Raw genomic sequence first — 25655 nt, 5'->3', positions numbered from 1 at the left:
CAGGACTGTCTGCGGAGCATAAATAATGAAAAAATTGATCAACCGTGTTGAAGACGTACTGAATGAACAACTCGCCGGACTGGCGAAAGCGTATCCTTCCCTGGCATTGCATCAGGATCCGGTATATGTCACCCGCGCAGATGCGCCGGTGATGGGCAAAGTGGCACTGCTTTCCGGTGGCGGCAGCGGACACGAACCTATGCACTGCGGCTACATTGGTCAGGGCATGCTCTCTGGCGCCTGCCCGGGTGAGATTTTTACCTCACCCACGCCGGATAAAATGTTCGAATGCGCCATGCAAATTGACGGTGGCGAAGGCGTGCTGCTGATAATCAAAAATTACACCGGCGACATTCTTAATTTCGAAACCGCTACCGAGCTGCTGCACGAAAGCGGTGTCAAAGTCACCACCATGGTGGTGGATGACGACGTGGCGGTGAAAGACAGTTTGTATACCGCCGGTCGACGTGGCGTGGCGAATACCGTATTGATCGAAAAACTGGTCGGCGCGGCCGCCGAACGTGGTGATTCGCTGGAAGCCTGTGCGGCGTTGGGCCGTAAGCTGAATAACCAGGGCCACTCCATTGGCATAGCCATTGGTGCCTGTACCGTTCCAGCCGCCGGACAACCGTCTTTCACGCTGCAGGATAACGAAATGGAATTTGGCGTAGGTATCCACGGGGAACCGGGCATAGACCGTCGCCCCTTCACCTCTCTCGATCAGACCGTTGATGAAATGTTCGATACCCTGCTGGAAAACGGTAACTACAGCCGTACACTCCGCCACTGGGACAACGTCCAGGGCGCGTGGCAGGAAGGTAAAGAAAGCAAGCGGGCGTTACAGAGTGGCGATCGCGTTATTGCGCTGGTCAATAATCTCGGCGCGACGCCGTTGTCTGAACTCTTCGGCGTATATAACCGCCTCGAAAGCCGTTGTCAGGATGCAGGCATTGTCATTGAGCGCAACCTGATCGGCTCTTACTGTACCTCTCTGGATATGACCGGTTTCTCGATCACCCTGTTACAGGTAGATGACGAAACGCTGAGCTTATGGGATGCACCGGTTCACACCCCTGCTCTCAACTGGGGTAAATAAGGAGATTTATGATGTCCCTCAACAGAACGCAAATTGTTAACTGGCTCTATCGTTGCGGCGAGATCTTCACCACAGAAAGTGATTTTCTCACCGGACTTGACCGGGAGATCGGCGATGCCGACCACGGTCTGAACATGCATCGTGGTTTCAGCAAAGTCGTTGAAAAGCTGCCGTCCATCGCAGACAAAGACATCGGCTTTATTTTGAAAAACACCGGTATGGTGCTGCTCTCAAGCGTCGGCGGGGCCAGTGGACCGCTGTTTGGCACCTTTTTTATTCGCGCCGCTCAGGTGACTCAGGCTCATCAAAGCCTGACGCTTGAAGAGCTGTATCAAATGATGCGTGATGGCGCAGAAGGTGTGATTAGCCGCGGTAAGGCTGAACCTGGCGACAAAACCATGTGCGACGTCTGGCTGCCAGTAGTCGAGTCCTTACGCCAGTCCTGCGAGCAGAAACTGAGTGTACAAGCAGCGCTGGAAGCGGCAAGCCAGCAAGCGGAAGCCGCAGCACAAAGCACCATCACCATGCAGGCTCGCAAAGGCCGTGCCAGCTATCTTGGTGAGCGCAGTATTGGGCATCAGGATCCCGGCGCAACATCGGTGATGTTTATGATGCAAATGCTGGCTCAGGCGTCCAGAGAGTAAGGATAAAGCGATGGTAAACCTGGTTATTGTTTCTCACAGCGCCCAACTGGGCGAAGGCGTCGGTGCGCTGGCCCGGCAGATGTTAATGGGCGGTGATTGCAAAATCGCCATTGCCGCAGGCATTGATGATCCTGAGAATCCGATTGGCACCGATCCGATCAAGGTGATGGAAGCCATCGAGTCCGTGGCCGATACGGACCACGTGCTGGTGATGATGGATATCGGTAGTGCATTACTGAGTGCGGAAACCGCGCTGGAACTGCTCGACCCTGGCATTGCCGCCAAAGTGCGTTTGTGCGCAGCACCACTGGTTGAAGGCACACTGGCCGCGACGGTTAGCGCCGCCGCGGGTGCTGATATCGATCGGGTCATCAGTGATGCCATGAACGCCCTCGACGCCAAATGTGAGCAACTGGGTTTACCTTCGCCATCCGCAGCGAAACCCGCATCTGCTGTACAGTCTCCCGATGCAGATGCCCGTTCTGTTGCCATTGTGGTGAAAAACCCTAACGGCATCCACGTTCGCCCGGCTTCGCGGCTGGTTTCCGCGTTGTCTGGTTTTAACGCCGACATGTGGCTGGAGAAAAACGGCAAGTGTGTGGTTCCTGATAGCCTGAATCAGATAGCTCTGCTGCAGGTTCGCTGTAATGACACGCTGCGCCTGATTGCCAAAGGCGAACAGGCAGAGGATGCGCTAGCCGCATTTAAACAGCTGGCAGCAGAGAATTTTGGTGAATCGCTCGAGTCCGCTAATGCTGATAACAAGGCAGCTCAGGCTCCCTCAAAAGTCACGGGGACGGCATTCTGTTACACGCCGTTCTCACCCGAGGTAAACCCGCAGTTAGCCGCATCACTCCAGGCTGAGCAGCAGCGATTACAGACCGCCATCCAAAGTACGCTGAACGATCTGAGCGAACTCACCGCACTTGCTGAAGAACGATATTCCGCAGATATCGCTGCCATCTTCTCCGGTCACCACACGCTGTTGGACGATCCTGAACTTTTTGAAATGGCCTGCGATGTAATGCGCGAAAAGCAGTGCAGCGCCGCCTGGGCCTGGCATCAGGTGCTGAGCGATCTCAGCCAGCAGTATTTACAGCTCGATGATCCTTATCTGCAGGCGCGATACATTGATATTGAAGATTTGCTGTCTCGTTCACTGCAGCATTTGACGGGAGAGAGCGCACAAATTCCCGCATTTTTGCGCCCCACTATCCTGGTCGCTGATGTCATTTATCCGTCTACGGTACTGCAACTCGATCCGAAGACCATCAAAGGTATCTGCCTGCGGGACGGCAGCGAAGCCTCGCATCCGGCGATTATCGCTCGTGAAATGGATCTGTGCTGGATGTGTCAGCAAGGCGCGGCTCTCGATAGCATCAAGATGGGCGATACACTGACCATTGACTGTGTCACACAGCGGATAACCCGCGCAAACTGATTCCGAAGCACACCCTTTCCAACAAAGGGTGTGCTTCTTCTCTATTCACGTCGGGAAATGTCTGTTTATTCGCAAAATGGGGAGCCGATCACGCGCAACGGTCATTCCTGAACTAAGGTTTTCTCATGGTAAATGCCGCTACTTCGGCACGCCGCTAAGGAGATTAACCGATGATAACGCCAGCAACTCGCCATCCTGGCCTGCTCTCTGTTGCAATAAAACTGACGCTCGCAAGCACCTTTTTTGCCCTTTCCTCTTTTACCGTCAACGGCGAGGACGCACCAGCCGCTACGCCTGCGCCGCCTGATATTCTGCTTGGCCCCCTGTTTAACGATGTACAAACAGCCAAACTGTTTCCTGACCAGAAAACCTTTGCCGACGCGGTGCCAAACAGCGATCCATTAATGATCCTTGCCGATTACCGGATGCAGAAAAACCAGTCCGGATTCGACTTACGCCATTTTGTGCAAGTGAATTTCACCTTGCCGAAAGACGGCGAGAAATACGTGCCCCCAGCCGGGCAATCACTACGCGAACATATTGACGGACTGTGGCCAGTACTCACTCGTTCGACCACCACCGCTGAAAAATGGGATTCGCTGCTGCCGCTCCCGGAGCCGTATGTGGTACCTGGCGGGCGTTTTCGCGAAATATATTATTGGGACAGCTATTTCACCATGCTGGGGCTTGCCGAGAGCAATCACTGGGATAAAGTCTCGGACATGGTGGCAAACTTCGCTTACGAGATTGATTCCTGGGGACACATTCCTAACGGTAACCGCACCTACTACCTGAGCCGTTCGCAACCGCCGTTCTTTGCCTTTATGGTTGAACTGCTGGCGCAGCACGACGGGAATGATGCGCTGAAAAAATACCTCCCGCAGATGCTCAAAGAGTACAGCTACTGGATGGAGGGCATCGAAACACTCCAGCCCGGTCAGCAAAATAAGCGCGTGGTTAAACTGGATGACGGCACCATTTTGAACCGCTACTGGGATGAGCGCGATTCGCCTCGGCCAGAGTCGTGGGTAGAGGATATTGCCACCGCTAAAAGCAACCCAAACCGCCCGGCCACAGAAATCTACCGCGACCTGCGTTCAGCTGCCGCGTCCGGTTGGGATTTTAGTTCCCGCTGGATGGACAATCCTAATCAGCTGGGCACTCTGCGCACCACCAGCATCGTTCCGGTCGATCTCAATGCGTTGATGTACAAAATGGAAAAAATGATCGCCCTCGCCAGCAAGGCTGCCGGTGATGATGCCAAAGCGGCGCAGTACGATGGCTTCGCTAATGCCCGACAAAAAGGGATCGAGAAGTACCTGTGGAACGACAAAGAAGGCTGGTATGCCGACTACGATCTGAAAAGCCACAAAGTACGCAACCAGCTCACGGCTGCCGCCCTGTTCCCGCTATATGTCAAAGCAGCGGCAAAAGATCGCGCCAGTAAAGTCGCCACGGCCACCCAGGCACATCTGCTGCAACCGGGCGGCCTTGCTACCACGTCGGTGAAAAGCGGCCAGCAGTGGGATGCCCCCAATGGCTGGGCCCCGCTCCAGTGGGTCGCAGCATCCGGGTTACAGAATTACGGTCAGGATACTGTCGCCATGGACGTGACCTGGCGATTCCTCACCAATGTTCAACACACCTACGATCGCGAGAAAAAGCTGGTTGAGAAGTATGACGTGAGCACTACTGGAACCGGCGGTGGCGGCGGTGAGTATCCGTTGCAGGATGGTTTCGGCTGGACCAACGGCGTAACGCTGAAAATGCTCGACCTGATTTGCGCCAAAGAAAAGCCCTGTGACAACGTACCCGCGTCGCGACCTACCCCGGCAAGTACAGCGCCAGTCGAGTCTAAAAAACAGACTCAACCGACGCCATAACATCATAGCCTGAGCCGTTTTACTTCCTGAATCCGCGCTTCGTCGCGGATTTTTCTTTCTTATATTTCCCCCTTCCAGCTGTCTCTATGGCCTCTAGCCCTTATGGGGTATCCGGGGTTTTCATCCGTGAGAAATTGATTCTGAACATGTTTTTATTCGCTGTATATGTAAATATATAGCGATTTTGTAACCTTCAGGATAACAATAATGCCACTGACAAGACGGATGTTTGCCCAACTCGTGGCATCTGCACTGCTGCTCCGCCATCTTCCCGCGTTTGCTCAAACCTCGCTGACTGTGGCTATTGGAGACTCTCCGAAGCCAGAAATGACCCAACGCGTGGTCAGCGCGGGCGCACCTGCTGACATGCTGCTGCTGGCCGTCGCACCGGAAAAACTGGTGGGGCTTTCCTCCTTTGATTTCTCTCACCAGACCGCCATCCCGTTTAACGATAACATTCGGACTTTGCTGAAACTCGGCAGGCTGGCGGGGCGCGCCAGCACACTCTCGCTTGAAGCACTCCTGGCGCTCAAACCTGACCTGGTTATTGACTGCGGTAATGCCGATGAAACCTGGCTTTCTCAGGCCAGACAAGTGAGCGCACAAACACACATTCCCTGGCTGCTGATTAACGGCGAATTGCGCCATACCCCAGAACAGCTGCGCGCAGTCGGTGAAGTATTGGGCGTCGTCTCGCGAACCGCAATGCAAGCCGCGCTGGCCCGTCGATTTATCGATGATGCAATAGCTTTCTCGCATTCACCCGCGGCGAATCTGCGTTTTTATGCCGCGCGCGGTGCCAGAGGACTGGAGACTGGTTTACAAGGTTCTCTGCATACCGAAGCGGCAGAACTACTGGGGTTGCACAATGTGGCGCACATCCCCGGGCGACAGGGACTCACACAGGTTTCAATGGAAAATCTGCTCAGCTGGCAGCCGGATATTATTCTGGTGCAGGATGCGGTGACAGCGCAGTTCCTACGAGAAGATCCGGTCTGGCAAGGGGTCAAAGCGGTTGCTGACCGGCGCATTCTGTTTCTCAGCGGTCTGCCGTTTGGCTGGCTGGATGCACCTCCTGGCATCAACCGTTTACTGGGGTTACGCCGCCTGCACGCCTGGCTTGATCCGCAGGTTGAAGCGAGCTTTAAAACCGATATGCAACGCTATAGTCAATTGTTCTGGCACACCACGCTAAGCGACGCACAGTATCAAAGGTTGGTGGCAGTCTGATGAAAACATCAACCCTCGGTTTTCTGATGATTGCTGCGGTGGTGCTTTGCGCGAGCGTCGCCGCGGTATCAGGCGCGTATCACCTGGATGCACAGCAGGTTCTGAATCTCGTGGCCGGTACAGATGGCGTTCCAATGCAGGACAAAATCGTCTTCTGGCAAATCCGCCTGCCACGCATACTGGCTGCATTGCTGCTCGGCGCGGCGCTGGCGGGCGCAGGAACCACCTATCAGGGCATGTTCCGCAACCCGCTGGTCTCGCCGGATATTCTCGGCGTGGCAGCGGGTGCGGGTTTAGGTGCCTGTTTAGCAATCCTGTTAGGTTTACCGATCCTATTCATTCAGCTGTATGCGTTCATGGGCGGTTTATTCGTGGTCGCCGGTGTCTGGTTAATTACCCGACGAGTCAAGCGACACGACCCGGTGTTAACACTGGTGCTGGTCGGGATTGCGCTGGGTACGGTATGCGGTGCGGGAATTTCACTCATCAAAACGCTGGCCGACCCGTATACCCAACTCCCCTCTATCACTTTCTGGCTGCTTGGCGGTTTATCGACGATCACGCTGCACGACCTGTGGTTCTCGGCACCGCTGATCTTCGCAGGACTCGTCCCGCTATTGCTGCTGCGCTGGCGCATGAACCTGCTCACCCTGTCGGATGATGAAGCACGATCGCTTGGGATCAACGTCTCGCGATTGCGGCTGGGACTGATCGTCTGCGCTACGTTAATCACCGCCTGTACCGTTGCCATCGCGGGCATTATCGGCTGGATTGGGCTGGTTGTACCGCACATCGGCAGACTCCTCAGTGGCAATAACCACCAGCAGTTGCTGCCAGTTTCCATGGGGATCGGCGCCATTTTGCTACTGCTCACCGATACTCTTGCCCGCACGCTGAGCAGCACAGAAATCCCGCTGGGGATCCTGACGGCATTTATTGGCGCACCGTTCTTTTTGCTGCTTTTGCTACGGGGAAATCGCCCATGACGCTTCTGACCCTCCGCCATGCGTCGTTGGGATACCACAGTCACCAGCCCGTGTTACGCGATGTCTCATTTCAGGTTTCGCCCGGCTCCGTCTGTTGTCTGATTGGGGCCAACGGCAGTGGAAAAACCACCCTGATGCGCACCATTCTCGGCGTTCTTTCGCCGCTTCACGGTGACATTCTGCTTGATGGCGTCGCCATAAATCATCTCAGCGATCGGCAACGCGCCGCCGCTATTGCCTGGGTTCCTCAGGCACATGACGGCGCGTTTGCCTTCACTGCGCTGGACATGGTGATGATGGGGCTGGCCCCGCAATTGGCGGCATTTGCGGTTCCCGGCGCTAAAGAGCGTGAAAATGCGCACCAGCAGATGACGATGCTGGGAATCTCTCACCTGGCACCCCGACGCTGGAACACGCTGAGCGGCGGAGAGCGGCAACTGGTGTTAATTGCCCGCGCGCTGGCGCAGCGTCCGCGTCTTTTGTTGCTGGATGAACCCGCTTCCAGCCTGGATTTTGGGCATCAAATCCGTCTGCTCGACACGCTAGTGACACTGAAAAACTCGGGTATGGCCCTGCTGATGTCGACCCATCATCCGTTGCACGCCCGGGCAATCGCCGACAGCGTGGTACGCGTTGAACCGAACGGTGCAGTGTCGCAGGGGCTTCCTGAACAGCAGCTAGCCACCGATCGTCTGGCAGCGCTGTATCGCGTTACACCGTCACAAATCGCCCATCACCTCTTTGGCTCACACAACTAAGGAATAAGAATGCTCATTGACGACATTGATTTTGCCGATCTTTACCGTAAACAGTTACAGCTGGCGAACAGAACCGAGAAAAAACCGGAGCACTGGGATAAGCGTGCGGAAAAAATGGCAGAGAATTGCGCCTCATTAACCGACAGCTATCTGCTACAGCTGTTGGGAAAAATCGACCTGAAAGGGGCGGAGTCGCTGTTTGATATGGGCTGCGGTCCCGGTACGGTTTCGCTGGCGTTGGCTAAAAAGATGCCAATAGTTTACGGCGTAGATTACAGCCAGGGCATGCTTAGCGTAGCTGCCCGCCGCGCTGCGCAAATGAACGCCCGTCACGTACAGTGGGTGCAGCGGGCCTGGGAGGAACACTGGGATGATTTACCCCAGTGCGATATCGCCGTCGCTTCGCGCTCTACGCTGGTTGCCGATATGCGCCAGGCGATGACCAAACTGAATAATCAGGCCCGGCTGCGGGTTTATACCACTCATCTCGTCAGTTCGTCTTTCGTCTCCCCCACCATTCAGCGCGCACTGGGCCGCGAGGTGATTGAGCTTCCCAACTATATCTATGCGCTTAATGTCCTGTATCAGATGGGGATCCACGCGCACGTTGATTTTATCCGTGGCCCCAACTGTCAGCAGGACAACAGCACCTGGACGCGTTTTCTGGAAAACGTGCGCTGGAGTATGGGCGAACTAAGCGCCGACGAGGTCGAACGTCTGGAAAGCTGGTATCAGCAGCAGGATCCGCGCGCAATTGCCCCCGCCAGCCGTGACTGGGCACTTATCTGGTGGGACAGCGTTCCGCGGGAGGCGCTGCGATGATCTACTTTTCGCAGGCACAAACTGATGCGCTGCTGCTGGAAGATATTCAGGGCGGCGACCTGACTACCCGCGCGTTGGGTATTGGCGCAAAGCCGGGCGTTATGGCGTTTTACCATCGCCAGGGCGGGTGCGCTAGCGGCACCGCCGTTGCCAGACAAATGCTCACCTCATTAGGGCTGACCGTCAGCGACATGGTGGCCGATGGTGAACAGGTAAGTGCAGGACAGCGATTGATTTGCGCACATGGGAATGCGGCGGCGCTGCACCAGGGCTGGAAAGCGGTACAAAATGTCCTGGAATGGAGCTGCGGGGTTTCGGGCTATCTTGAGAGCATGTTGAGCCAACTGCGCCAACGCTATCCTGATGGGCAGATTGCCTGCACCCGCAAAGCCATTCCCGGCACGCGTTTGTTGGCGACTCAGGCAATACTCGCCGCGGGAGGCATTATCCATCGCGGAGGATGCGCCGAAACGGTACTGCTGTTTGCTAATCACCGCCATTTTCTTACCAATCCAAACGACTGGTCAGGTGCGATTGCGCGCTTACGCAGCCATGCGCCAGAAAAAAAGATCGTGGTTGAAGCAGATACGCCAGATGAGGCATTAGCCGCGCTACGCGCCGCGCCCGATGTCCTGCAACTCGACAAATTTACCCCTGAGCAAGCAACAGAAATTGTCCGCCAGGCCCCTTCTCTGGCCCCCCATTGTACGCTGGCGCTGACTGGCGGCATTACCCTCGCCTCGCTGGCGAGTTATCTCGACTGTGGCATCAGACTTTTCATCACTTCCGCGCCTTACTACGCTCCGCCTGCGGATATCAAAGTTAGCCTGAGCCCGGACACACGTGGCATATAACATTAATAAATGGACTAAAAATAATGAATTTCAACAAAAGTTGTCTTTACACAGCCCTGTCGTTTGCTTTCGCGCACAGTGCTTTTGCTGGGCAGGAAAGCGAAACCATGACCGTCTGGTCAAGCCCGGCCTCCGCGGCAACCACTACGGTTCTCGGCCAGGAAACGATGCAGCAACTGGATAAGCAAAACGTGGCGCAGGCGCTGAGCGTTGTCCCCGGCGTCGTGCTGCAAAAGTCAGGCAACCGCAATGAGCAGCAGGTGAAAGTCCGCGGTTTTGACAGCCGTCAGGTTCCCGTCTATTTTGACGGCGTGCCGGTATACATCCCCTATGACGGCAACCTCGATTTAGGCCGTTTTCTGACCTCCGATATCGCTTCGGTTGAAGTATCCAAAGGCTACTCGTCTCTGCTACAAGGGCCGAACCAGATGGGCGGCGCCATCAATATCACCACCAAAAGACCTACCAAACCGATTGAAGGCAGCATTGGCTATCGCCAGGGCTGGAGTCGTAGCAAAGACAATGCCCACGATATGCACGCTTCATTTGGCGCCAGCAACGATCTCGGCTACATCCAGCTCAGTGGCAGTCAGTTGAAGCAGGATTTCCTTGGGTTACCGCACGGCGTGGACAACCCTGTTGCGGGCAGCAACGGCAAAATGATCAACTCCTCTGCCGATGACAAACGCGGCATCGTGAAGCTGGGCTTTACCCCACGTGGTGATGACGAATATGTGCTGACCTATATTAATCAGGACGGTGAAAAAGATAACCCGCCGTACGCTGGAACCAGCAGTCAGAAATCACGCTACTGGCAATGGCCACAGTACGATAAAGAGAGCTATTACTATCAGGGCACTACCCATCTGGGCGACCGTTTTACCCTGAAAAGCCGTCTGTATCGCGATACCTTTGAAAATACGTTGATGATGTACAACTCGCTTGCCGATCTGAAAAACAAAAAAGGCAGCTACAGTCATTATTCAGACTATAGCGATGGAGCTGGTCTGCAGCTCGCTGCGGATATGCGTGAAAACGACCAGCTCTCTTTCGCGGTGAACTGGAAGGATGATGTTCACCGCGAGAAAGGCGCACCTAATGCGGCTTACGACCGTTACGAAGACCGCACCTGGTCCGTTGCCAGTGAATATCAGTGGGCAGCGGCGGATAATGTCGATGTAGTGGCGGGAATAAGCTATGACTGGCGCGACAGTCTGGAAGGCATGAAGCACGAGAAAAATGGCAGCGTCACCCACTATGATGACAACAATCAGTCAGCTTTCAACTGGCAGATGATGACCAAATATCACTTCGATAATGCTGACACATTAGCGCTGTCCTACTCTGACAGAACGCGTTTCCCGACGTTGAAAGAGCGCTACACCACCTCGAAACCGGCCTATAACCAGGTGGCGCTGGTCAATCCGCAGCTTAAACCGGAACGCGCTCGCAGCGTGGATCTGACCTGGAATGGTTCACTTGGCAAAGACTGGGGATTCGAAGCCAGCGTCTATTACAATCGCATCAGCGATGCCATTCTTTCGCACAATATTGATGCCGATACCATCCAGAATCAGAACAGCGGCCGGGTGGATTACACCGGTCTGGATGCAGGCGTTAAAGGTAAAGTCTTTGATATGCTGGATGTTGGGCTGAGCTATGGCCTGATTCATGCGGATGTCAAACGCAGCGACATCGGCAAAATAACCGATTTGCCGACGCAAACCCTCACCGCATGGATGACGCTGAAACCGTGGGATCCGTTGAGCATTACGCTGTCTGAAGAGGCCCGCTCATCGAGCTATAGCAATAGCGACGGCTCGCAGAAAGCCGCAGGTTTCGCCATTACCCATTTACGCGCCGACTACGCCATCGGTCACGGGTTTAGCGTCAACGCTTCGGTCAATAACCTGTTCGATACACAATACGTGTACAGCGAAGGATTTATCGAAGAAGGCCGTAATTACTGGGCTGGGATTGAGTACCAGTTCTGACTTAGCGATACAGAGAAACGGCCCCGCTCGGGGTAATGCTGTTCAGTTAACGCCTCAGTTTCAGAAAGTATCACCTGTGAGGGTAGAAGTTATGAATATGCACTCTCAGAGAAAGGGTTCCGTTCACCTCATGTTCATCGCTTCTCTGAAACGCCGGCTCCTGTGAACGTGTAAAGGGCGTTCTCCGCCACGCCCTTTACAATCCCGGCTCCCGGCGGGAAAATTGTTGCTGCGCAATACCCTCCGCTTATTCCTTCAGGCTACCGGGCCGGGCGCGAGGTAGCATCCATGCAAAGCGCGCCCTGAGCCAGCATCCATGCTGGCTCTCCCGGCCTTACGGAATCACGTCGGCAATTTTCAGCCGGACCAGCCCACACCTGACCATCTGCGTTTTTTTGTTTAAACAGCAAAAAAGATTTAACTGGAAGTCAGTGCGTTGAAGCGATGACCCCGGTCCGGCTGAAAATCGATGAGGCGTTGACGACTGACCGGGTCTGCCCGCAGGGATGCGGGCAGAGGGGACGGCCTGCACGGATGCAGGCTCGGCCCCGACCCGACAGGCAGACGGAATAAGACGAATAGCTCGCGTAGCGACGATTTTCCCGCCGGGAGCCTGGGATGCAAGGGAGGCGGCGGTGAGCCACCCTTGCACGTTCACGGGTATCTGCGCTTCAGAGAAATGGCACAACTAAGGTGAACGGAACGCTAAGCAAGAATCACATGTTCACCAGACATGCTTAACTGAACAGCATTACTGCTCGGGCGCCGTTCGATTAATCTCGTCGTACAAGCCGAAAAACTCCCAGCACAACAATCGCGCCGACCACGGCCACCAGGAAGCTGTGGAGATTAAACCCGCTGACATCGCCGCCAATACCAAACATCGTTGCCAGCCATCCACCGACCACAGCACCGACGACACCCAGAATACAGGTCAGGATAAATCCCCCGCCATCGCGCCCCGGCATAATCAGTTTGGCGATAACCCCCGCAATCAGACCAAAAATAATCCAGGCAATAATTCCCATTTTCAGGCCCTCTTTCCAGTGAACGCACGCGCAAGACATTCCTGCGCCAGCACTTAAAGTATAGGCAAGCCGTCGCGACATGCTTTTATCACGCAGACTTAATTCATTGGGTTTGGTAAAAAATTTCATCCATTTGTATTAAGTTCCGTCGATTGATGCCGATAACCCAACGACAAACCAGGCATCCAGGAGTCATTAGGTGTGAGTAACTACAATGAGCAGTTCCTGAAGCAAAATCCGTTAGCGGTGTTAGGTGTACTTCGGGACTTAAAGTCGCAGCAGGTTCCACTGCGTATCTCCTGGTCGGGCGGCCAGTTCATCAGCAAAGTTCTGGCCGTCAGCCCGGACGAGCTGGTCATGGATTTTGGCAGCCAGGAATATGAAAACCAGGCCGTACAGCGGGCCAGCCAGATCTCGATTATCGCCGAAACGCAGGGAGCCAAAGTAGAATTCACCCTGCCACAGTTGAAAAAAGGCGAGTATCAGCAACTGCCGGCGTTTATTTCATCCTTGCCGCCTTCTCTGTGGTTTGTGCAGCGTCGCGAATATTTCCGCATCGGCGCTCCGCTGCACCCTCCCTATCGCTGCACGGCAAAAATGCCGGACAACAGCACGCTGTGCTTTCGCTTATTCGATTTATCGCTTGGCGGTATGGGCGGGCTGTTAGAAACGGCAAAACCAGAAGGACTGGTAGAAGGTATACGCTTCGCGCAGGTTGAACTGAATATGGAGCAATGGGGGGTGTATCACGTTGACGCCCAGCTCATTTCCATTAGCGAGCGCAAAGTTATCGACAGCAAAAACGAAACCATTACCACTCCCCGCCTGAGCTTTCGTTTTCTCAACGTCGGCCCGGCGGTGGAGCGGAACTTACAGCGGATTATTTTTTCCCTTGAACGCGAGGCCCGGGAAAAATCGAATAAGGTGCGCGAGTAAACTCACACGAACTACATCACATCCAGCGCTTGTTGAAGCTTCCAGATATAGCGCGGGGCCTGCGGCGCCGGATGATTGTCCGCAACATGTTCAATAAATTCATCCGGGCTGAGATCGTTGATCTTATTGATGGCTTTCTTCCTGTCGGAAGAGAACGTTCGCAGCAATGCGCCCGCGCCGTTGGCGTACGATACTACCAGCGCATACTGCATCACCTGCGGATCTTCAATCCCGGCCAGCGGCCCGGTTTCGAGAATACTCAGGTATGCGGCCCCCATGGAGATATTGCGTTCGGGGTTTTTCAACTCGCTGGTCGACGGCTCTCCGCTCCAACCCATGCGGCGATAAACATCGCGTCCTGAAGTTGAGGCTTTCAACTGCATCAGACCAATCGCATTGGACTTACTGACCGCATTCGGATTTCCGCCTGATTCAATGGCAATAATAGCGGTAATCAATTGTGGACTGACACCCCAGGCCGCACCGGCTTTTTCACTGATCGGCATCCATTGCATTGCGCGTTTAACCGGAACTTCAGCATTCCACGGCGGGTTTTTGTAATCATGTTTTGAACTACAGCCCGCAAGTAATACAACCAAAAAAGCAAACCATCTCAATTTCACGTCATCTATCCTTATAGCCGGAACCTGTCGCTGAGGTGACAACGACATACCTACGCGGCATGATATACATTTGGTTTTAGTTGTAGCAAGGAAATGCCATGTCCCGGTTTCACTTAATTGCCCCGTCGGGCTACTGTATCAATCAGCAGGCTGCCTTACGTGGGCTTGCGCGTCTTACTGAGGCCGGTCATCAGGTCGACAATTCAGCAGTCATTGCGCGCCGCTGCCAGCGTTTTGCAGGTACAGAGGCAGAAAGGCTTGCTGATGTTAACTCGCTCGTTAATCTGAAAACCCCCGATACTATTGTGATGGCGGTACGCGGCGGCTATGGCGCGAGCCGTTTACTGGCAGAAATTGACTGGCAGGGGCTGGCAGCCCGCCAGCAACAAGATCCGTTGCTGCTGTGCGGACACAGCGATTTTACGGCGATCCAGTGTGGTCTGCTGGCACAGGGGAATGTGATTAGCTTCAGCGGCCCGATGCTGGCGGCGAACTTCGGCGCCGAAGAAATGAACGCATTCACCGAGTACCATTTCTGGCAGGCTTTGCGTAATGCCCAATTTACCCTCGAATGGCAGGGTGAGGGTCCGCAGTGCGCAACTGAAGGTACACTGTGGGGCGGAAATCTGGCGATGATCATTTCGCTGATGGGTACACCGTGGATGCCGGCTATCAAAAACGGCATTTTGGTGCTGGAAGACATTAACGAGCATCCATTCCGTGTCGAGCGTATGCTGCTGCAGCTGTACCACGCCGGAATACTGGCCCAGCAAAACGCCATTATTCTTGGCAGTTTTAGCGGTAGCGCACCCAATGATTACGATGCCGGTTACAATCTTGATTCAGTTTGTGATTTTCTGCGCGCCAGATTGTCAGTACCGTTGATCTGCGGCCTCGATTTTGGCCATGAACAACGCACTGTCACCTTGCCTTTGGGAGCCAATGCGGTGCTGAAAAATGATAAAAACGGCACTCAGCTCACCTTAAGTGAGCATCCGGTACTAAAATCGTAAAAAAAGCGGCTAATAGGGCTAAGTAAAACGCTGTTTCTGTCGTTATTATGGTAGGGTTTATTAATACGAAACAGCGTAATTCAGGAGTAACCGAACGTTGGATGCCGCAGCAATTATTAGCCTTTTTATTTTGGGTTCCGTTCTCGTCACCTGCAGTATCTTACTCAGTTCATTCTCATCACGTCTCGGTATCCCAATTCTGGTGATATTTCTCGCTATCGGTATGTTAGCGGGCGTGGATGGTATAGGCGGCATACCTTTCGATAACTATCCATTCGCCTACATGGTGAGTAACCTGGCACTGGCGGTTATCCTGCTCGACGGCGGGATGCGCACCCAGGCCAGCTCTTTTCGCGTTGCGTTAGGCCCGGCGCTATCGTTGGCGACGGTCGGTGTGCTGATTACTTCCGGACTCACCGGCATGATGGCCGCGTGGCTGTTTCATCTGGATCTTATCGAAGGACTCCTGATTGGCGCGATTGTTGGTTCAACCGACGCCGCGGCGGTCTTTTCCCTGCTTGGCGGTAAGGGGCTTAACGAACGCGTTGGCTCTACGCTGGAAATTGAATCCGGCAGTAATGACCCGATGGCCGTGTTTTTGACCATCACGCTCATCGCCATGATCCAAAACCACGAGACCGGTTTAAGCTGGATTTTCGCGGTGCACATTATCCAGCAGTTTGGCTTAGGCATCGTTATCGGTCTGGGCGGTGGATATATGCTCCAGCAGATGATTAACCGCATTTCTCTGCCTGCCGGACTGTATCCGCTATTGGCGTTAAGCGGTGGGATCCTGATTTTTGCCCTGACCACTGCGCTGGAAGGCAGCGGTATTCTGGCGGTTTATCTGTGTGGTTTCCTGCTGGGTAATCGCCCTATTCGCAACCGGTTTGGCATTCTGCAAAACTTCGACGGTCTGGCATGGCTGGCGCAAATCGCCATGTTCCTGGTGCTCGGACTGCTGGTTACGCCATCCGACCTGCTGCCTATCGCAATCCCGGCACTGATTTTGTCTGCGTGGATGATATTCATTGCCCGCCCGCTTTCGGTCTTCGCGGGACTGCTGCCGTTTCGTGGCTTTAATCTGCGCGAGCGCATTTTCATCAGTTGGGTGGGTCTGCGCGGTGCGGTACCCATCATCCTCGCCGTCTTCCCAATGATGGCGGGTCTGGAGAACGCGCGCCTGTTCTTTAACGTCGCCTTCTTCGTGGTACTTATCTCGTTGCTGTTTCAGGGAACGTCGCTTTCATGGGCTGCTAAAAAAGCCAAAGTGGTGGTCCCTCCCGTCGGCTGGCCCGTGTCGCGCATTGGTCTGGATATTCATCCGGATAACCCGTGGGAGCAGTTTGTTTATCAGCTCAGCGCGGATAAGTGGTGTGTGGGCGCCGCACTGCGCGACCTGCATATGCCGGAAGAAACGCGAATAGCCGCCCTGTTTCGTGACAACGTGCTGTTTCACCCCTCCGGCAGTACGCGTCTTCGCGAAGGCGATGTATTGTGTGTTATTGGCCGCGAGCGCGATCTCCCGGCTCTTGGCAAGCTGTTCAGCCAGTCGCCACCTGTGTCGTTAGACCAGCGCTTCTTCGGTGATTTTATTCTTGAAGCCAGCGCAAAATATGCCGATGTGGCACTGATTTATGGCCTGGATGATGGCACCGAGTATCGTGATAAGCAGCAAACGCTGGGTGAAATTGTCCAGCATCTGCTTGGTGCCGCGCCGGTCGTCGGTGACCAGGTGGAATTCGCTGGTATGATCTGGACGGTGGCCGAGAAAGAAGATAATGCAGTGCTGAAGGTTGGTGTTCGCGTTGCTGAAGATGAGGATGAGTAAAGCGGATGTTTTTGCCGGGTGGCGGCTGCGCCTTACCCGGCCTACAAAATGCACTAAATAAAGTTACACCGTCACAACTGGCACGCGCAGCGCCAGAGAACACATTAACTCGTAGCCTACCGTACCTGCGGCGGTGGCCACATCGTCAATTTTAATCTCTTTGCCCCACAGCTCTACCGGCGTCCCGATCCCTGCCTGCGGGCACGGCGTCAGATCTACCGCCAGCATATCCATTGAGACTGTCCCCACCGTCCCGGTACGTACACCGTCCACCAGCACCGGGGTTCCGCTTGGCGCATGGCGCGGATAACCATCTGCATAACCGGTCGCTACAATGCCAATACGCTGTTCGCCGCTGGCAGTGTAACGTCCACCGTAGCCCACCCGATCGCCAGCTTTCAGTGTTTGTATGCCGATTATCTCGCTGCTCAAAGTCATCACTGGCTTCAGGCCGGTGTTAGCGATGTCTCGCCATTGTCCCGAAGGCGATGCGCCATACAAAATAATGCCCGGACGAACCCAGTCATAATGCGCTTCAGGGTGCCACAGCGTGGCGGCCGAATTCGACAGCGATCGTCTGCACTCCAGCTCTTCAGTTGCCTGCGCAATACGCGCCATAGCTTCCTGAATACCTTCCGGGTGCTCTGCATCGGCAAAATGCGACATCAGCGTCATTTCACCGACGTTGGGCATCGCCCGCAGCTGTTGCCAGACCGTGGGAACTCTTTCCGGTAAAAACCCAAGCCGGTTCATACCACTGTTCACCTTCAGGTAAACATCGAGCGGTGCCTTCAGGCGCGCATTCTGCAATGCTTTTAGCTGCCAGTTACTGTGTACACAGGTGGTTAGTCGATAATTGTCATATACAGTCAGGTCTTCAGCGTGGAAAAACCCCTCCAGCATGAGTATCGGGCCTTTCCATCCACGCTCGCGTAGGGTTATCGCCTCTTCAAGATTGAGCATGGCAAAACCATCGGTTGTGCCCAACGCATTCCAGACGCGTTCAATACCGTGTCCATACGCATTGGCTTTTACCACCGACCAGACGCGGGCGTCCGGCGCGGCCTGGCGGGTAATGGTCAGATTTTGTTTCAACGCCTGCAGGTCAATGCTGGCCAGTATCGGGCGGGTCATCTCACGTCCTTATCAGTTATGTGCGCCATGTAAATGCCGTGGACGAGAGGGGGTAAACCCCGGACTGTAACGCGCCACGCTCAGATCGTCATAAGGTATGGCTGGCGTGCGGCCAGAAAGGATATCGCTCAGCAGCTGACCGGAGCCGCAGGCCATGGTCCAACCCAGCGTGCCGTGGCCGGTATTGAGCAGCAGATTCTTAAAGCGGGTGCGCCCCACCACCGGCGTTCCGTCCGGCGTCATCGGACGCAGTCCGGTCCAGAAGGTTGCCTGCTCCACATGACCGCCGCGCGGGAAGAGATCGCGTACGACCATTTCCAGCGTTTCACGACGAGGTTGTAGCAGTTCTGTATTAAAGCCGACAATCTCCGCCATACCGCCTACGCGAATACGATTGTCAAAGCGGGTAATAGCGATTTTGTAGGTTTCATCAAGGATAGTAGAAACCGGCGCACCGTCGTCTTGCGCCACCGGAATGGTCAACGAATAGCCTTTGAGCGGATAGACCGGGATATCAACGATCCCTTTCAGCATTGCCGTGGAGTACGAACCAAACGCCATCACATAGGCATCGGCTTTAACTATCTCTTCGCCGCACTGGACGCCATAAATCTGCTCACCATCGCTCAGCAGCTTATCGACCGGGGTATTAAAGCGAAACTTAACGCCTGCCTGCTCCGCCATCTGCGCCAGACGCTGGGTAAACAGCTGGCAGTCGCCGGTTTCATCATTCGGTAAGCGCAGACCACCGGTCAGTTTGTGCGCCACTTCTGCCAGTGCGGGTTCGACTTCCGCCAGACGGTTTGCTTCCAGCAGTTGATATGGCACGCCAGCGTCTTCGAGCACGGCGATGTCGCGAGTGGCGTTCTCATACTGTTGGGCAGTACGGAAAAGTTGCAGGGTTCCGCCCTGACGTCCTTCGTACTCGATACCGGTAGAGGCGCGCAGCGCTTTCAGGCAATCACGGCTGTATTCCGCCAGCCGCACCATGCGTCCTTTATTTTCCATATAGTGGCTGGTGTCGCAGTTGCGCAGCATCTGCCACATCCATTTCAACTGGAACTGGGTTCCGTCAAGACGGACGGCCAGCGGAGCGTGGCGCTGAAACATCCACTTAATTGCTTTTAGCGGTACGCCTGGTGCCGCCCATGGTGCTGCATAACCTGGAGAGATTTGCCCCGCGTTCGCCGCACTGGTTTCCAGTGCCGGACCGGGCTCACGATCAATGACGGTGACATCGTGTCCAGCCTGACTTAAGTACCAGGCGCTGGTCACGCCAACGACACCACTTCCCAGTATGACAACTCGCATAGCCACTCCGTTAACAGTAAAAGAACAATCATCTAATTACATCTTGATAACTCAGTTGAAAATATTATTCAACATATGGCTTTTTTATGGTGACTTACCTCACATATAGCGGTGATGGCTGGGGACTCTCCGCTTTGGCATCTCCTGCTGTGCGTTATTTTTATCCAGCATAAAATTTTGCGGCCATGCCATTTTTCGACGCCTCGCTAACGTGAAATCGCAAAGAAAAAATTTCTGCCGCAGCACGTTTTTTAACACCATGATCTATGCTTGACATGAGGTACTCCAGACAGAGAGTGCCGCCAACAATGAGGGTGCGCGAATGGCTACGATTGATTCCATGAACAAGGACAGCACACGGTTAAGCGATGGACCCGACTGGACGTTTGATCTGCTGGATGTCTATCTGGCAGAGATAGACCGCGTGGCGAAACTCTACAGACTAGACACCTACCCGCACCAAATCGAGGTGATCACCTCCGAACAGATGATGGACGCTTACTCCAGCGTCGGGATGCCGATCAACTATCCTCACTGGTCGTTTGGTAAAAAGTTTATTGAAACCGAGCGCTTGTATAAACATGGTCAGCAGGGGCTGGCCTATGAGATCGTTATCAACTCCAATCCGTGTATCGCGTATCTGATGGAGGAGAACACCATCACCATGCAGGCGCTGGTGATGGCGCATGCCTGCTACGGACACAACTCCTTCTTCAAAAACAACTACCTGTTCCGAAGCTGGACGGATGCCAGTTCCATTGTCGATTACCTGATCTTCGCGCGAAACTATATAACCCAGTGTGAAGAGCGTTACGGCGTGGATGAAGTCGAAAAGCTGCTCGACTCCTGCCATGCGCTGATGAACTATGGCGTTGACCGTTACAAACGTCCGCAAAAAATCTCCCTACAGGAAGAGAAAGCCCGTCAGAAAAGCCGTGAAGAGTATCTGCAAAGCCAGGTGAATATGTTGTGGCGCACACTGCCGAAGAAAGAGGAAGAGAAAACCGTGGCGGAAGCCCGCCGTTATCCCTCTGAGCCACAGGAGAACCTGCTGTACTTCATGGAGAAGAATGCCCCGCTGCTGGAGTCCTGGCAACGCGAAGTGTTGCGCATTGTACGCAAGGTCAGCCAATATTTTTATCCGCAGAAACAGACGCAGGTGATGAACGAGGGCTGGGCCACTTTCTGGCATTACACCATCCTGAACCACCTTTATGATGAAGGTAAAGTCACCGAACGGTTTATGCTGGAGTTTCTGCATAGCCATACCAATGTGGTATTTCAGCCGCCCTACAACAGCCCGTGGTATAGCGGGATAAACCCTTATGCCCTGGGGTTTGCCATGTTCCAGGATATCAAACGTATTTGTCAGTCGCCGACCGAGGAGGACAAATACTGGTTCCCGGATATAGCGGGTTCCGACTGGCTGGAAACCCTGCATTTCGCGATGCGCGACTTCAAAGATGAGAGCTTTATCAGCCAGTTCCTGTCACCGAAGGTAATGCGTGATTTCCGTCTGTTCACCGTGCTGGATGACGATCGTCACAACTATCTGGAAATTTCAGCGATTCATAACGAGGAAGGATATCGTGAGATCCGCAACAGGTTGTCGTCGCAATACAACCTCAGCAACCTGGAGCCGAATATTCAAATCTGGAATGTAGATCTGCGTGGCGACCGTTCGCTCACCTTACGCTACATTCCGCATAACCGCGCGCCGCTGGATAAAGGACGCAAAGAAGTGCTCAAGCACGTACACCGGCTTTGGGGTTTTGACGTGATGCTGGAGCAACAGAATGAAGATGGCAGCGTGGAGCTGTTGGAGCGTTGCCCGCCAAGGATGAACGGTCTGTAAATCTTATTACCGGAGGCAGTGTAAACACCATATCCGGCCTACGAAGTGCACGTATTGTAGGCCGGATAAGACGCTTTGGCGTCGCCATCCGGCATGGAGCGATTAACGGCCCTGAATAGCTAAGTCGCCCGGCAGGCTCTTTTGCATGCGATGCCAAATTTCGCCACTGTCGTGACCATAGCGGCGCACCGTTTCATACACCTGCTCATGAGCGCCCTGCTCGCAGAGTTCTGACAGTTTACGGTAGAAGCTCAGCGCCAGCGCGCGCGCTTCCGGATTGGCAAAATAATGACGACCAATGCGGGTATATAATCCTTTCATACCGTTGAGGATCAAACCGTAAATCGGATTGCCGGAGGCAAATGCCAGACCGCGAAAAATGTTATAATCCAGATCGGCAAATGCGTCAGCGTGGTCGGCCACCTGATTTGCCGTCGCCAGAACCTCCTGTGCTTTATCAGGATGCTGGCGAAACGCAGTACGAACAAAGATCGTCGAAATATTGGTACGCACAGACAGCAGATTATCAATCAACTGCGGGACACTCTCGTGATCGAGACGCGCCAGCGTTTCAAGAATATTCAGCCCGGAGGTTTCCCAGAAGTTATTCACCTTCGTCGGTTTGCCGTGTTGAATGGTCAACCAGCCATCTCGCGCCAACCGCTGCAATACTTCGCGTAGCGTGGTACGTGTCACCCCAATAAGTTCGGAGAGTTCACGTTCAGCGGGCAAAATAGTGCCAGGTGGGAAGCGGTTATTCCAGATACTTTCAATGATGTACTCTTCCGCGAACCCAGCCGGGCTTTGCGCCTTAATGACCATAGTAAAAATTCCATTACACAGCAAAACATAGTTACACACATCATACCAGATGGGTATCTTAGCTGATAGCTGACGCAATGAAGAAAAAGTGGATCAAGGCTTCATTTTCCAAATAACGCTACAGTACAGCCAACCTTGCCAGTCTCGTGAATAGCTTGCCTGTACTCCCTCCTCCCGCTAAGCTTTGCGGTCAAACATAAAAACATGATTTCATTTTTAAAGGTAGGGAAATCACCATGGAGCTATCATGGGGCCGCGCGATGTGGCGCAATTTTTTAGGTCAATCACCAGACTGGTACAAACTTGCACTGCTTGTCTTCTTAGTCATTAACCCGATTATTTTTTTCATCAATCCTTTTATCGCCGGCTGGTTGCTGGTGGCCGAGTTCATTTTCACGCTGGCGATGGCGTTAAAATGCTACCCATTGCTGCCGGGCGGGCTGTTGGCTATCGAAGCTGTCATTATTGGCATGACCAGTGCCACGCATGTTCGTGAAGAGGTTGCCGCAAACCTTGAGGTGTTATTGCTGCTGATGTTTATGGTGGCAGGCATCTATTTTATGAAGCAGTTGCTACTGTTTATTTTCACGCGTTTGCTGCTCACTATTCGCTCCAAGACGCTGCTGTCGCTGGCATTTTGTGTTGCGGCCGCTTTCCTCTCGGCGTTCCTTGATGCGCTTACCGTCGTGGCCGTGGTAATCAGCGTTGCGGTCGGTTTTTATGGCATCTATCATCGCGTTGCCTCTTCCCGCGCGGAAGACAACAACATGCTCGATGACAGCCATATCGATCAGCACAATAAGGTCGTTCTTGAGCAGTTCCGGGGTTTTCTGCGTAGCCTGATGATGCACGCGGGAGTCGGTACGGCGTTAGGCGGCGTAATGACCATGGTGGGCGAGCCACAAAACCTGATTATCGCCAAAGCGGCTGGCTGGCATTTTGGCGACTTCTTCCTGCGCATGTCGCCTGTCACCGTCCCGGTACTGATTTGCGGCCTGTTAACCTGTGTGCTGGTCGAGAAATTACGCTGGTTTGGCTATGGCGAAACGCTGCCGGAGACCGTCCGTGATGTCCTGCAACAGTTTGACGATCAGAGCCGCCAACAACGTACCCGTCAGGACAAAATCAAACTGATTGTCCAGGCGATTATTGGCGTCTGGCTGGTCGTTGCTTTGGCCCTGCACCTGGCAGAAGTCGGATTGATCGGTTTGTCGGTCATCATTCTGGCAACCTCGTTGACCGGCGTCACCGACGAACATGCGATAGGTAAAGCCTTTACCGAGTCGCTACCCTTCACCGCGCTGCTCACCGTGTTCTTCTCAATTGTCGCGGTGATTATCGATCAACAGCTCTTTTCGCCGATAATTCAGTTTGTTTTGCAGTCTTCTGAGCATGCTCAACTGACGCTGTTTTATCTCTTCAACGGCCTGCTGTCTTCGATCTCTGATAACGTTTTTGTCGGCACTATTTACATTAACGAAGCCAAAGCCGCACTGGAACAAGGGACTATCAGTCTCAACCAGTATGAGCTGTTGGCGGTGGCAATCAATACCGGGACCAACCTGCCTTCCGTGGCCACACCAAACGGCCAGGCCGCATTCCTGTTCCTGCTGACCTCTGCACTGGCGCCATTAATTCGCCTCTCTTATGGTCGCATGGTGTGGATGGCTCTGCCTTATACTCTAGTCCTGACGCTTGTCGGTCTGCTTTGCGTCGAGTTCTCGCTTGTCCCGGTGACCGAGTGGATGACCCAATCGGGCTGGTTAGCTACACTTTCATAACAATTAACCGGGCAAATCACTGCCCGGTTTGACTTTTTGCATGATAAATATCCGATTACGCAAATTTTCAATTCCCGCTAGTGGCGCATAAAGTGAATTGGTTTAAACTGCGGTCTCTACGCATGTTGCAGGGAAATGATTATGTTGCGATTTTTAAACCAGTGCTCCCGAGGTCGTGGAGCATGGTTATTGTTGGCGTTAACCGCCTTTGCGCTGGAGCTCGTCGCGCTGTGGTTCCAGCACGTCATGCTGCTAAAACCTTGCGTGTTGTGTATTTACGAACGTAGCGCATTATTCGGCGTGATGGGTGCAGGGCTGGTTGGTGCTATCGCGCCAAAAACACCGCTGCGCTATGTGGCGATGATAATCTGGATTTACAGTGCCTGGCGCGGACTTCAGTTAGCGTATGAGCACACCATGATTCAGCTGCACCCATCACCGTTTATGACCTGTGATTTTGCCGCACGCTTCCCAAGCTGGCTGCCACTGGACAAATGGCTGCCGCAGGTGTTTTTAGCGTCCGGTGACTGTGCTGAGCGCCAGTGGTCTTTTTTAACCCTGGAAATGCCGCAGTGGCTGTTGGGGATCTTCGCCGCCTACCTGGTGGTCGCCGTGCTGGTGGTGATAGCACAGCCGTTCAAGCCGAAAAAACGTGACCTCTTCGGTCGCTAATAGAGACGCTCCTTCGGGAGCGTTTTTTTTGCCTTAAATTCATTGCCTGCTGGCATCTATAAGATGTATATTAAATACATCTTATAGATGCCACACCAAGGAGATGTCTTATGTCCCATTTACGCATCCCGGCAAACTGGAAAGTTAAACGCTCTACTCCCTTCTTTACCAAAGACAACGTCCCTGCAGCACTGCTTTCTCACCATAACACTGCAGCAGGCGTTTTTGGCCAGCTTTGTGTGATGGAAGGTACGGTAACGTATTACGGCTTTGCCAATGAAGACGCAAAAGAGCCTGAAGTAAAAGTGGTGATTAATGCCGGTCAGTTTGCGACCAGTCCACCGCAGTATTGGCATCGCGTTGAATTAAGCGACGACGCCCAATTCAACATCAATTTCTGGGTTGAAGATGACAACCATGGAGATGAGATGTATCAGGCGAAAAAGTCTTAAGCCTTAACGCCTGCTAATCGATGGGCGGCTTAGTCCGCCCATGAAGGTTTGTTCAGAATATGATCCTGCCAGTCACGCACTTCCGATTCTTTCACCGCAATATGACGTACTGAAATACGTTCACCGTGCATCGCCGCTTTTGATCCCGTCAGCAGTGGATGCCACTCCGGCAGCCCTTTACCTTCCGCTAGTAGACGATACGCACAGGTCATCGGCAGCCATTCAAAGGTAGGCAGATTATCGCGCGTCAGTTTGATACAGTCAGGCTCGTACTCGAATCGACGTTCGTAATTACGGCACTGACAGGTTTTGATATTGAGCTGCTTACACGCGACGTTAGTAAAATAGATTTCGTCGGTGTCTTCATCCATCAGCTTATGCAGGCAGCATTGACCACACCCGTCACATAATGACTCCCACTCGGCATCGGTCATTTCATCCAGGGTTTTACTTTGCCAGAAAGGTATGTCGCTCATCAGGGTATCCGCT

General features: G+C 53.8%; 23 protein-coding genes. 17 read left to right on the top strand and 6 right to left on the bottom strand.

All coding sequences use genetic code 11. The features are described from left to right. Positions 1–25: 25 nt before the first annotated feature. From dhaK to IB222_RS10355, 10 genes are all read left to right on the top strand, one after another. Complete coding sequence (gene dhaK, locus IB222_RS10400; RefSeq protein ID WP_003833521.1) at positions 26–1096, top strand: dihydroxyacetone kinase subunit DhaK; 1071 nt, start codon at positions 26–28, stop codon at positions 1094–1096. 11 nt (positions 1097–1107) lie between these two features. Further along, positions 1108–1740: a dihydroxyacetone kinase subunit DhaL gene (dhaL, locus tag IB222_RS10395; RefSeq protein ID WP_020996617.1), complete on the top strand. Its 633-nt coding sequence runs from the start codon at positions 1108–1110 to the stop codon at positions 1738–1740. Positions 1741–1750: 10 nt separating this feature from the next. Then, the gene (dhaM, locus tag IB222_RS10390; protein WP_149384894.1) at positions 1751–3181 is read left to right on the top strand and encodes a dihydroxyacetone kinase phosphoryl donor subunit DhaM; all 1431 of its coding nucleotides are present in this window, start codon (positions 1751–1753) and stop codon (positions 3179–3181) included. A 170-nt stretch (positions 3182–3351) separates the two neighbouring features. Then, a complete protein-coding gene (locus IB222_RS10385) occupies positions 3352–5064 on the top strand; it encodes an alpha,alpha-trehalase (RefSeq protein ID WP_149384893.1) in 1713 nt (570 codons plus the stop codon). Positions 5065–5271: 207 nt separating this feature from the next. Further along, positions 5272–6294, top strand: a complete 1023-nt coding sequence (locus IB222_RS10380) for an ABC transporter substrate-binding protein (protein WP_149384892.1) — start codon at positions 5272–5274, stop codon at positions 6292–6294. Next, positions 6294–7280 (top strand): iron ABC transporter permease, encoded by a 987-nt coding sequence (locus IB222_RS10375; RefSeq protein WP_126317866.1) that lies wholly within the window; start codon positions 6294–6296, stop codon positions 7278–7280. The genes IB222_RS10380 and IB222_RS10375 overlap by 1 nt, the downstream gene beginning before the upstream one ends. Continuing rightward, positions 7277–8038: an ABC transporter ATP-binding protein gene (locus IB222_RS10370; RefSeq protein ID WP_003833537.1), complete on the top strand. Its 762-nt coding sequence runs from the start codon at positions 7277–7279 to the stop codon at positions 8036–8038. The genes IB222_RS10375 and IB222_RS10370 overlap by 4 nt, the downstream gene beginning before the upstream one ends. Before the next feature lie 9 nt (positions 8039–8047). Further along, positions 8048–8860 (top strand): class I SAM-dependent methyltransferase, encoded by an 813-nt coding sequence (locus tag IB222_RS10365; RefSeq protein WP_149384891.1) that lies wholly within the window; start codon positions 8048–8050, stop codon positions 8858–8860. Further along, positions 8857–9714, top strand: coding sequence for a ModD protein (modD, locus tag IB222_RS10360; protein WP_149384890.1), 858 nt, complete (start codon positions 8857–8859; stop codon positions 9712–9714). Before IB222_RS10365 ends, modD begins: the two co-directional genes overlap by 4 nt. 23 nt (positions 9715–9737) lie before the next feature. Continuing rightward, positions 9738–11708, top strand: coding sequence for a TonB-dependent receptor (locus IB222_RS10355; RefSeq protein ID WP_149384889.1), 1971 nt, complete (start codon positions 9738–9740; stop codon positions 11706–11708). Positions 11709–12481: 773 nt separating this feature from the next. Here the strand turns inward: IB222_RS10355 and IB222_RS10350 are convergent. Continuing rightward, positions 12482–12736, bottom strand: a complete 255-nt coding sequence (locus IB222_RS10350) for a GlsB/YeaQ/YmgE family stress response membrane protein (RefSeq protein ID WP_003020908.1) — start codon at positions 12734–12736, stop codon at positions 12482–12484. A 201-nt stretch (positions 12737–12937) separates the two neighbouring features. Here IB222_RS10350 and IB222_RS10345 point away from each other — a divergent pair, with 201 nt between their 5' ends. Next, positions 12938–13672 carry a flagellar brake protein gene (locus IB222_RS10345; protein ID WP_003833545.1) on the top strand — a complete coding sequence of 245 codons (735 nt, stop codon included), beginning with the start codon at positions 12938–12940 and terminating at the stop codon, positions 13670–13672. Between the two features lie 11 nt (positions 13673–13683). On the opposite strand, the gene emtA is transcribed toward IB222_RS10345, so the two are convergent. Further along, entirely contained in the window at positions 13684–14295 is a 612-nt protein-coding gene (gene emtA, locus IB222_RS10340) for a membrane-bound lytic murein transglycosylase EmtA (protein WP_003020914.1), read from the bottom strand. 98 nt (positions 14296–14393) lie between these two features. Between emtA and ldcA the strand changes: the two genes are divergently transcribed. Next, positions 14394–15308: a muramoyltetrapeptide carboxypeptidase gene (gene ldcA / locus IB222_RS10335; RefSeq protein ID WP_149384888.1), complete on the top strand. Its 915-nt coding sequence runs from the start codon at positions 14394–14396 to the stop codon at positions 15306–15308. A gap of 97 nt (positions 15309–15405) precedes the next feature. Next, entirely contained in the window at positions 15406–17139 is a 1734-nt protein-coding gene (locus IB222_RS10330; RefSeq protein WP_149384887.1) for a potassium/proton antiporter, read from the top strand. A gap of 63 nt (positions 17140–17202) precedes the next feature. Here the strand turns inward: IB222_RS10330 and dadX are convergent, their stop codons facing one another. Both dadX and IB222_RS10320 read right to left on the bottom strand, forming a co-directional pair. Further along, positions 17203–18273 (bottom strand): catabolic alanine racemase DadX, encoded by a 1071-nt coding sequence (gene dadX / locus IB222_RS10325; protein WP_008785012.1) that lies wholly within the window; start codon positions 18271–18273, stop codon positions 17203–17205. Between the two features lie 12 nt (positions 18274–18285). Then, positions 18286–19584 (bottom strand): D-amino acid dehydrogenase, encoded by a 1299-nt coding sequence (locus IB222_RS10320; protein WP_003833553.1) that lies wholly within the window; start codon positions 19582–19584, stop codon positions 18286–18288. Positions 19585–19906: 322 nt separating this feature from the next. Here IB222_RS10320 and IB222_RS10315 point away from each other — a divergent pair, with 322 nt between their 5' ends. Then, positions 19907–21439 carry a SpoVR family protein gene (locus tag IB222_RS10315; RefSeq protein WP_003833557.1) on the top strand — a complete coding sequence of 511 codons (1533 nt, stop codon included), beginning with the start codon at positions 19907–19909 and terminating at the stop codon, positions 21437–21439. A gap of 102 nt (positions 21440–21541) precedes the next feature. Here the strand turns inward: IB222_RS10315 and fadR are convergent, their stop codons facing one another. Next, complete coding sequence (fadR, locus tag IB222_RS10310) at positions 21542–22261, bottom strand: fatty acid metabolism transcriptional regulator FadR (protein WP_003833559.1); 720 nt, start codon at positions 22259–22261, stop codon at positions 21542–21544. Between the two features lie 236 nt (positions 22262–22497). Between fadR and nhaB the strand changes: the two genes are divergently transcribed. The 3 genes from nhaB (at position 22498) to IB222_RS10295 (ending at position 25166) form a co-directional block, all read left to right on the top strand. Beyond that, complete coding sequence (nhaB, locus tag IB222_RS10305) at positions 22498–24042, top strand: Na(+)/H(+) antiporter NhaB (RefSeq protein ID WP_149384886.1); 1545 nt, start codon at positions 22498–22500, stop codon at positions 24040–24042. A 141-nt stretch (positions 24043–24183) separates the two neighbouring features. Further along, entirely contained in the window at positions 24184–24714 is a 531-nt protein-coding gene (gene dsbB / locus IB222_RS10300) for a disulfide bond formation protein DsbB (protein ID WP_003844060.1), read from the top strand. Positions 24715–24824: 110 nt separating this feature from the next. Then, complete coding sequence (locus tag IB222_RS10295) at positions 24825–25166, top strand: DUF1971 domain-containing protein (RefSeq protein WP_003020940.1); 342 nt, start codon at positions 24825–24827, stop codon at positions 25164–25166. A gap of 29 nt (positions 25167–25195) precedes the next feature. Here the strand turns inward: IB222_RS10295 and IB222_RS10290 are convergent, their stop codons facing one another. Further along, positions 25196–25642, bottom strand: a complete 447-nt coding sequence (locus IB222_RS10290) for a YcgN family cysteine cluster protein (protein WP_003020944.1) — start codon at positions 25640–25642, stop codon at positions 25196–25198. Positions 25643–25655 lie beyond the last annotated feature (13 nt).

The organism is Citrobacter sp. C13, from assembly GCF_014596815.2.
GTDB classification, from domain to species: Bacteria; Pseudomonadota; Gammaproteobacteria; order Enterobacterales; family Enterobacteriaceae; genus Citrobacter; species Citrobacter portucalensis.
This window is presented reverse-complemented; position numbering and strand designations above follow the sequence as displayed.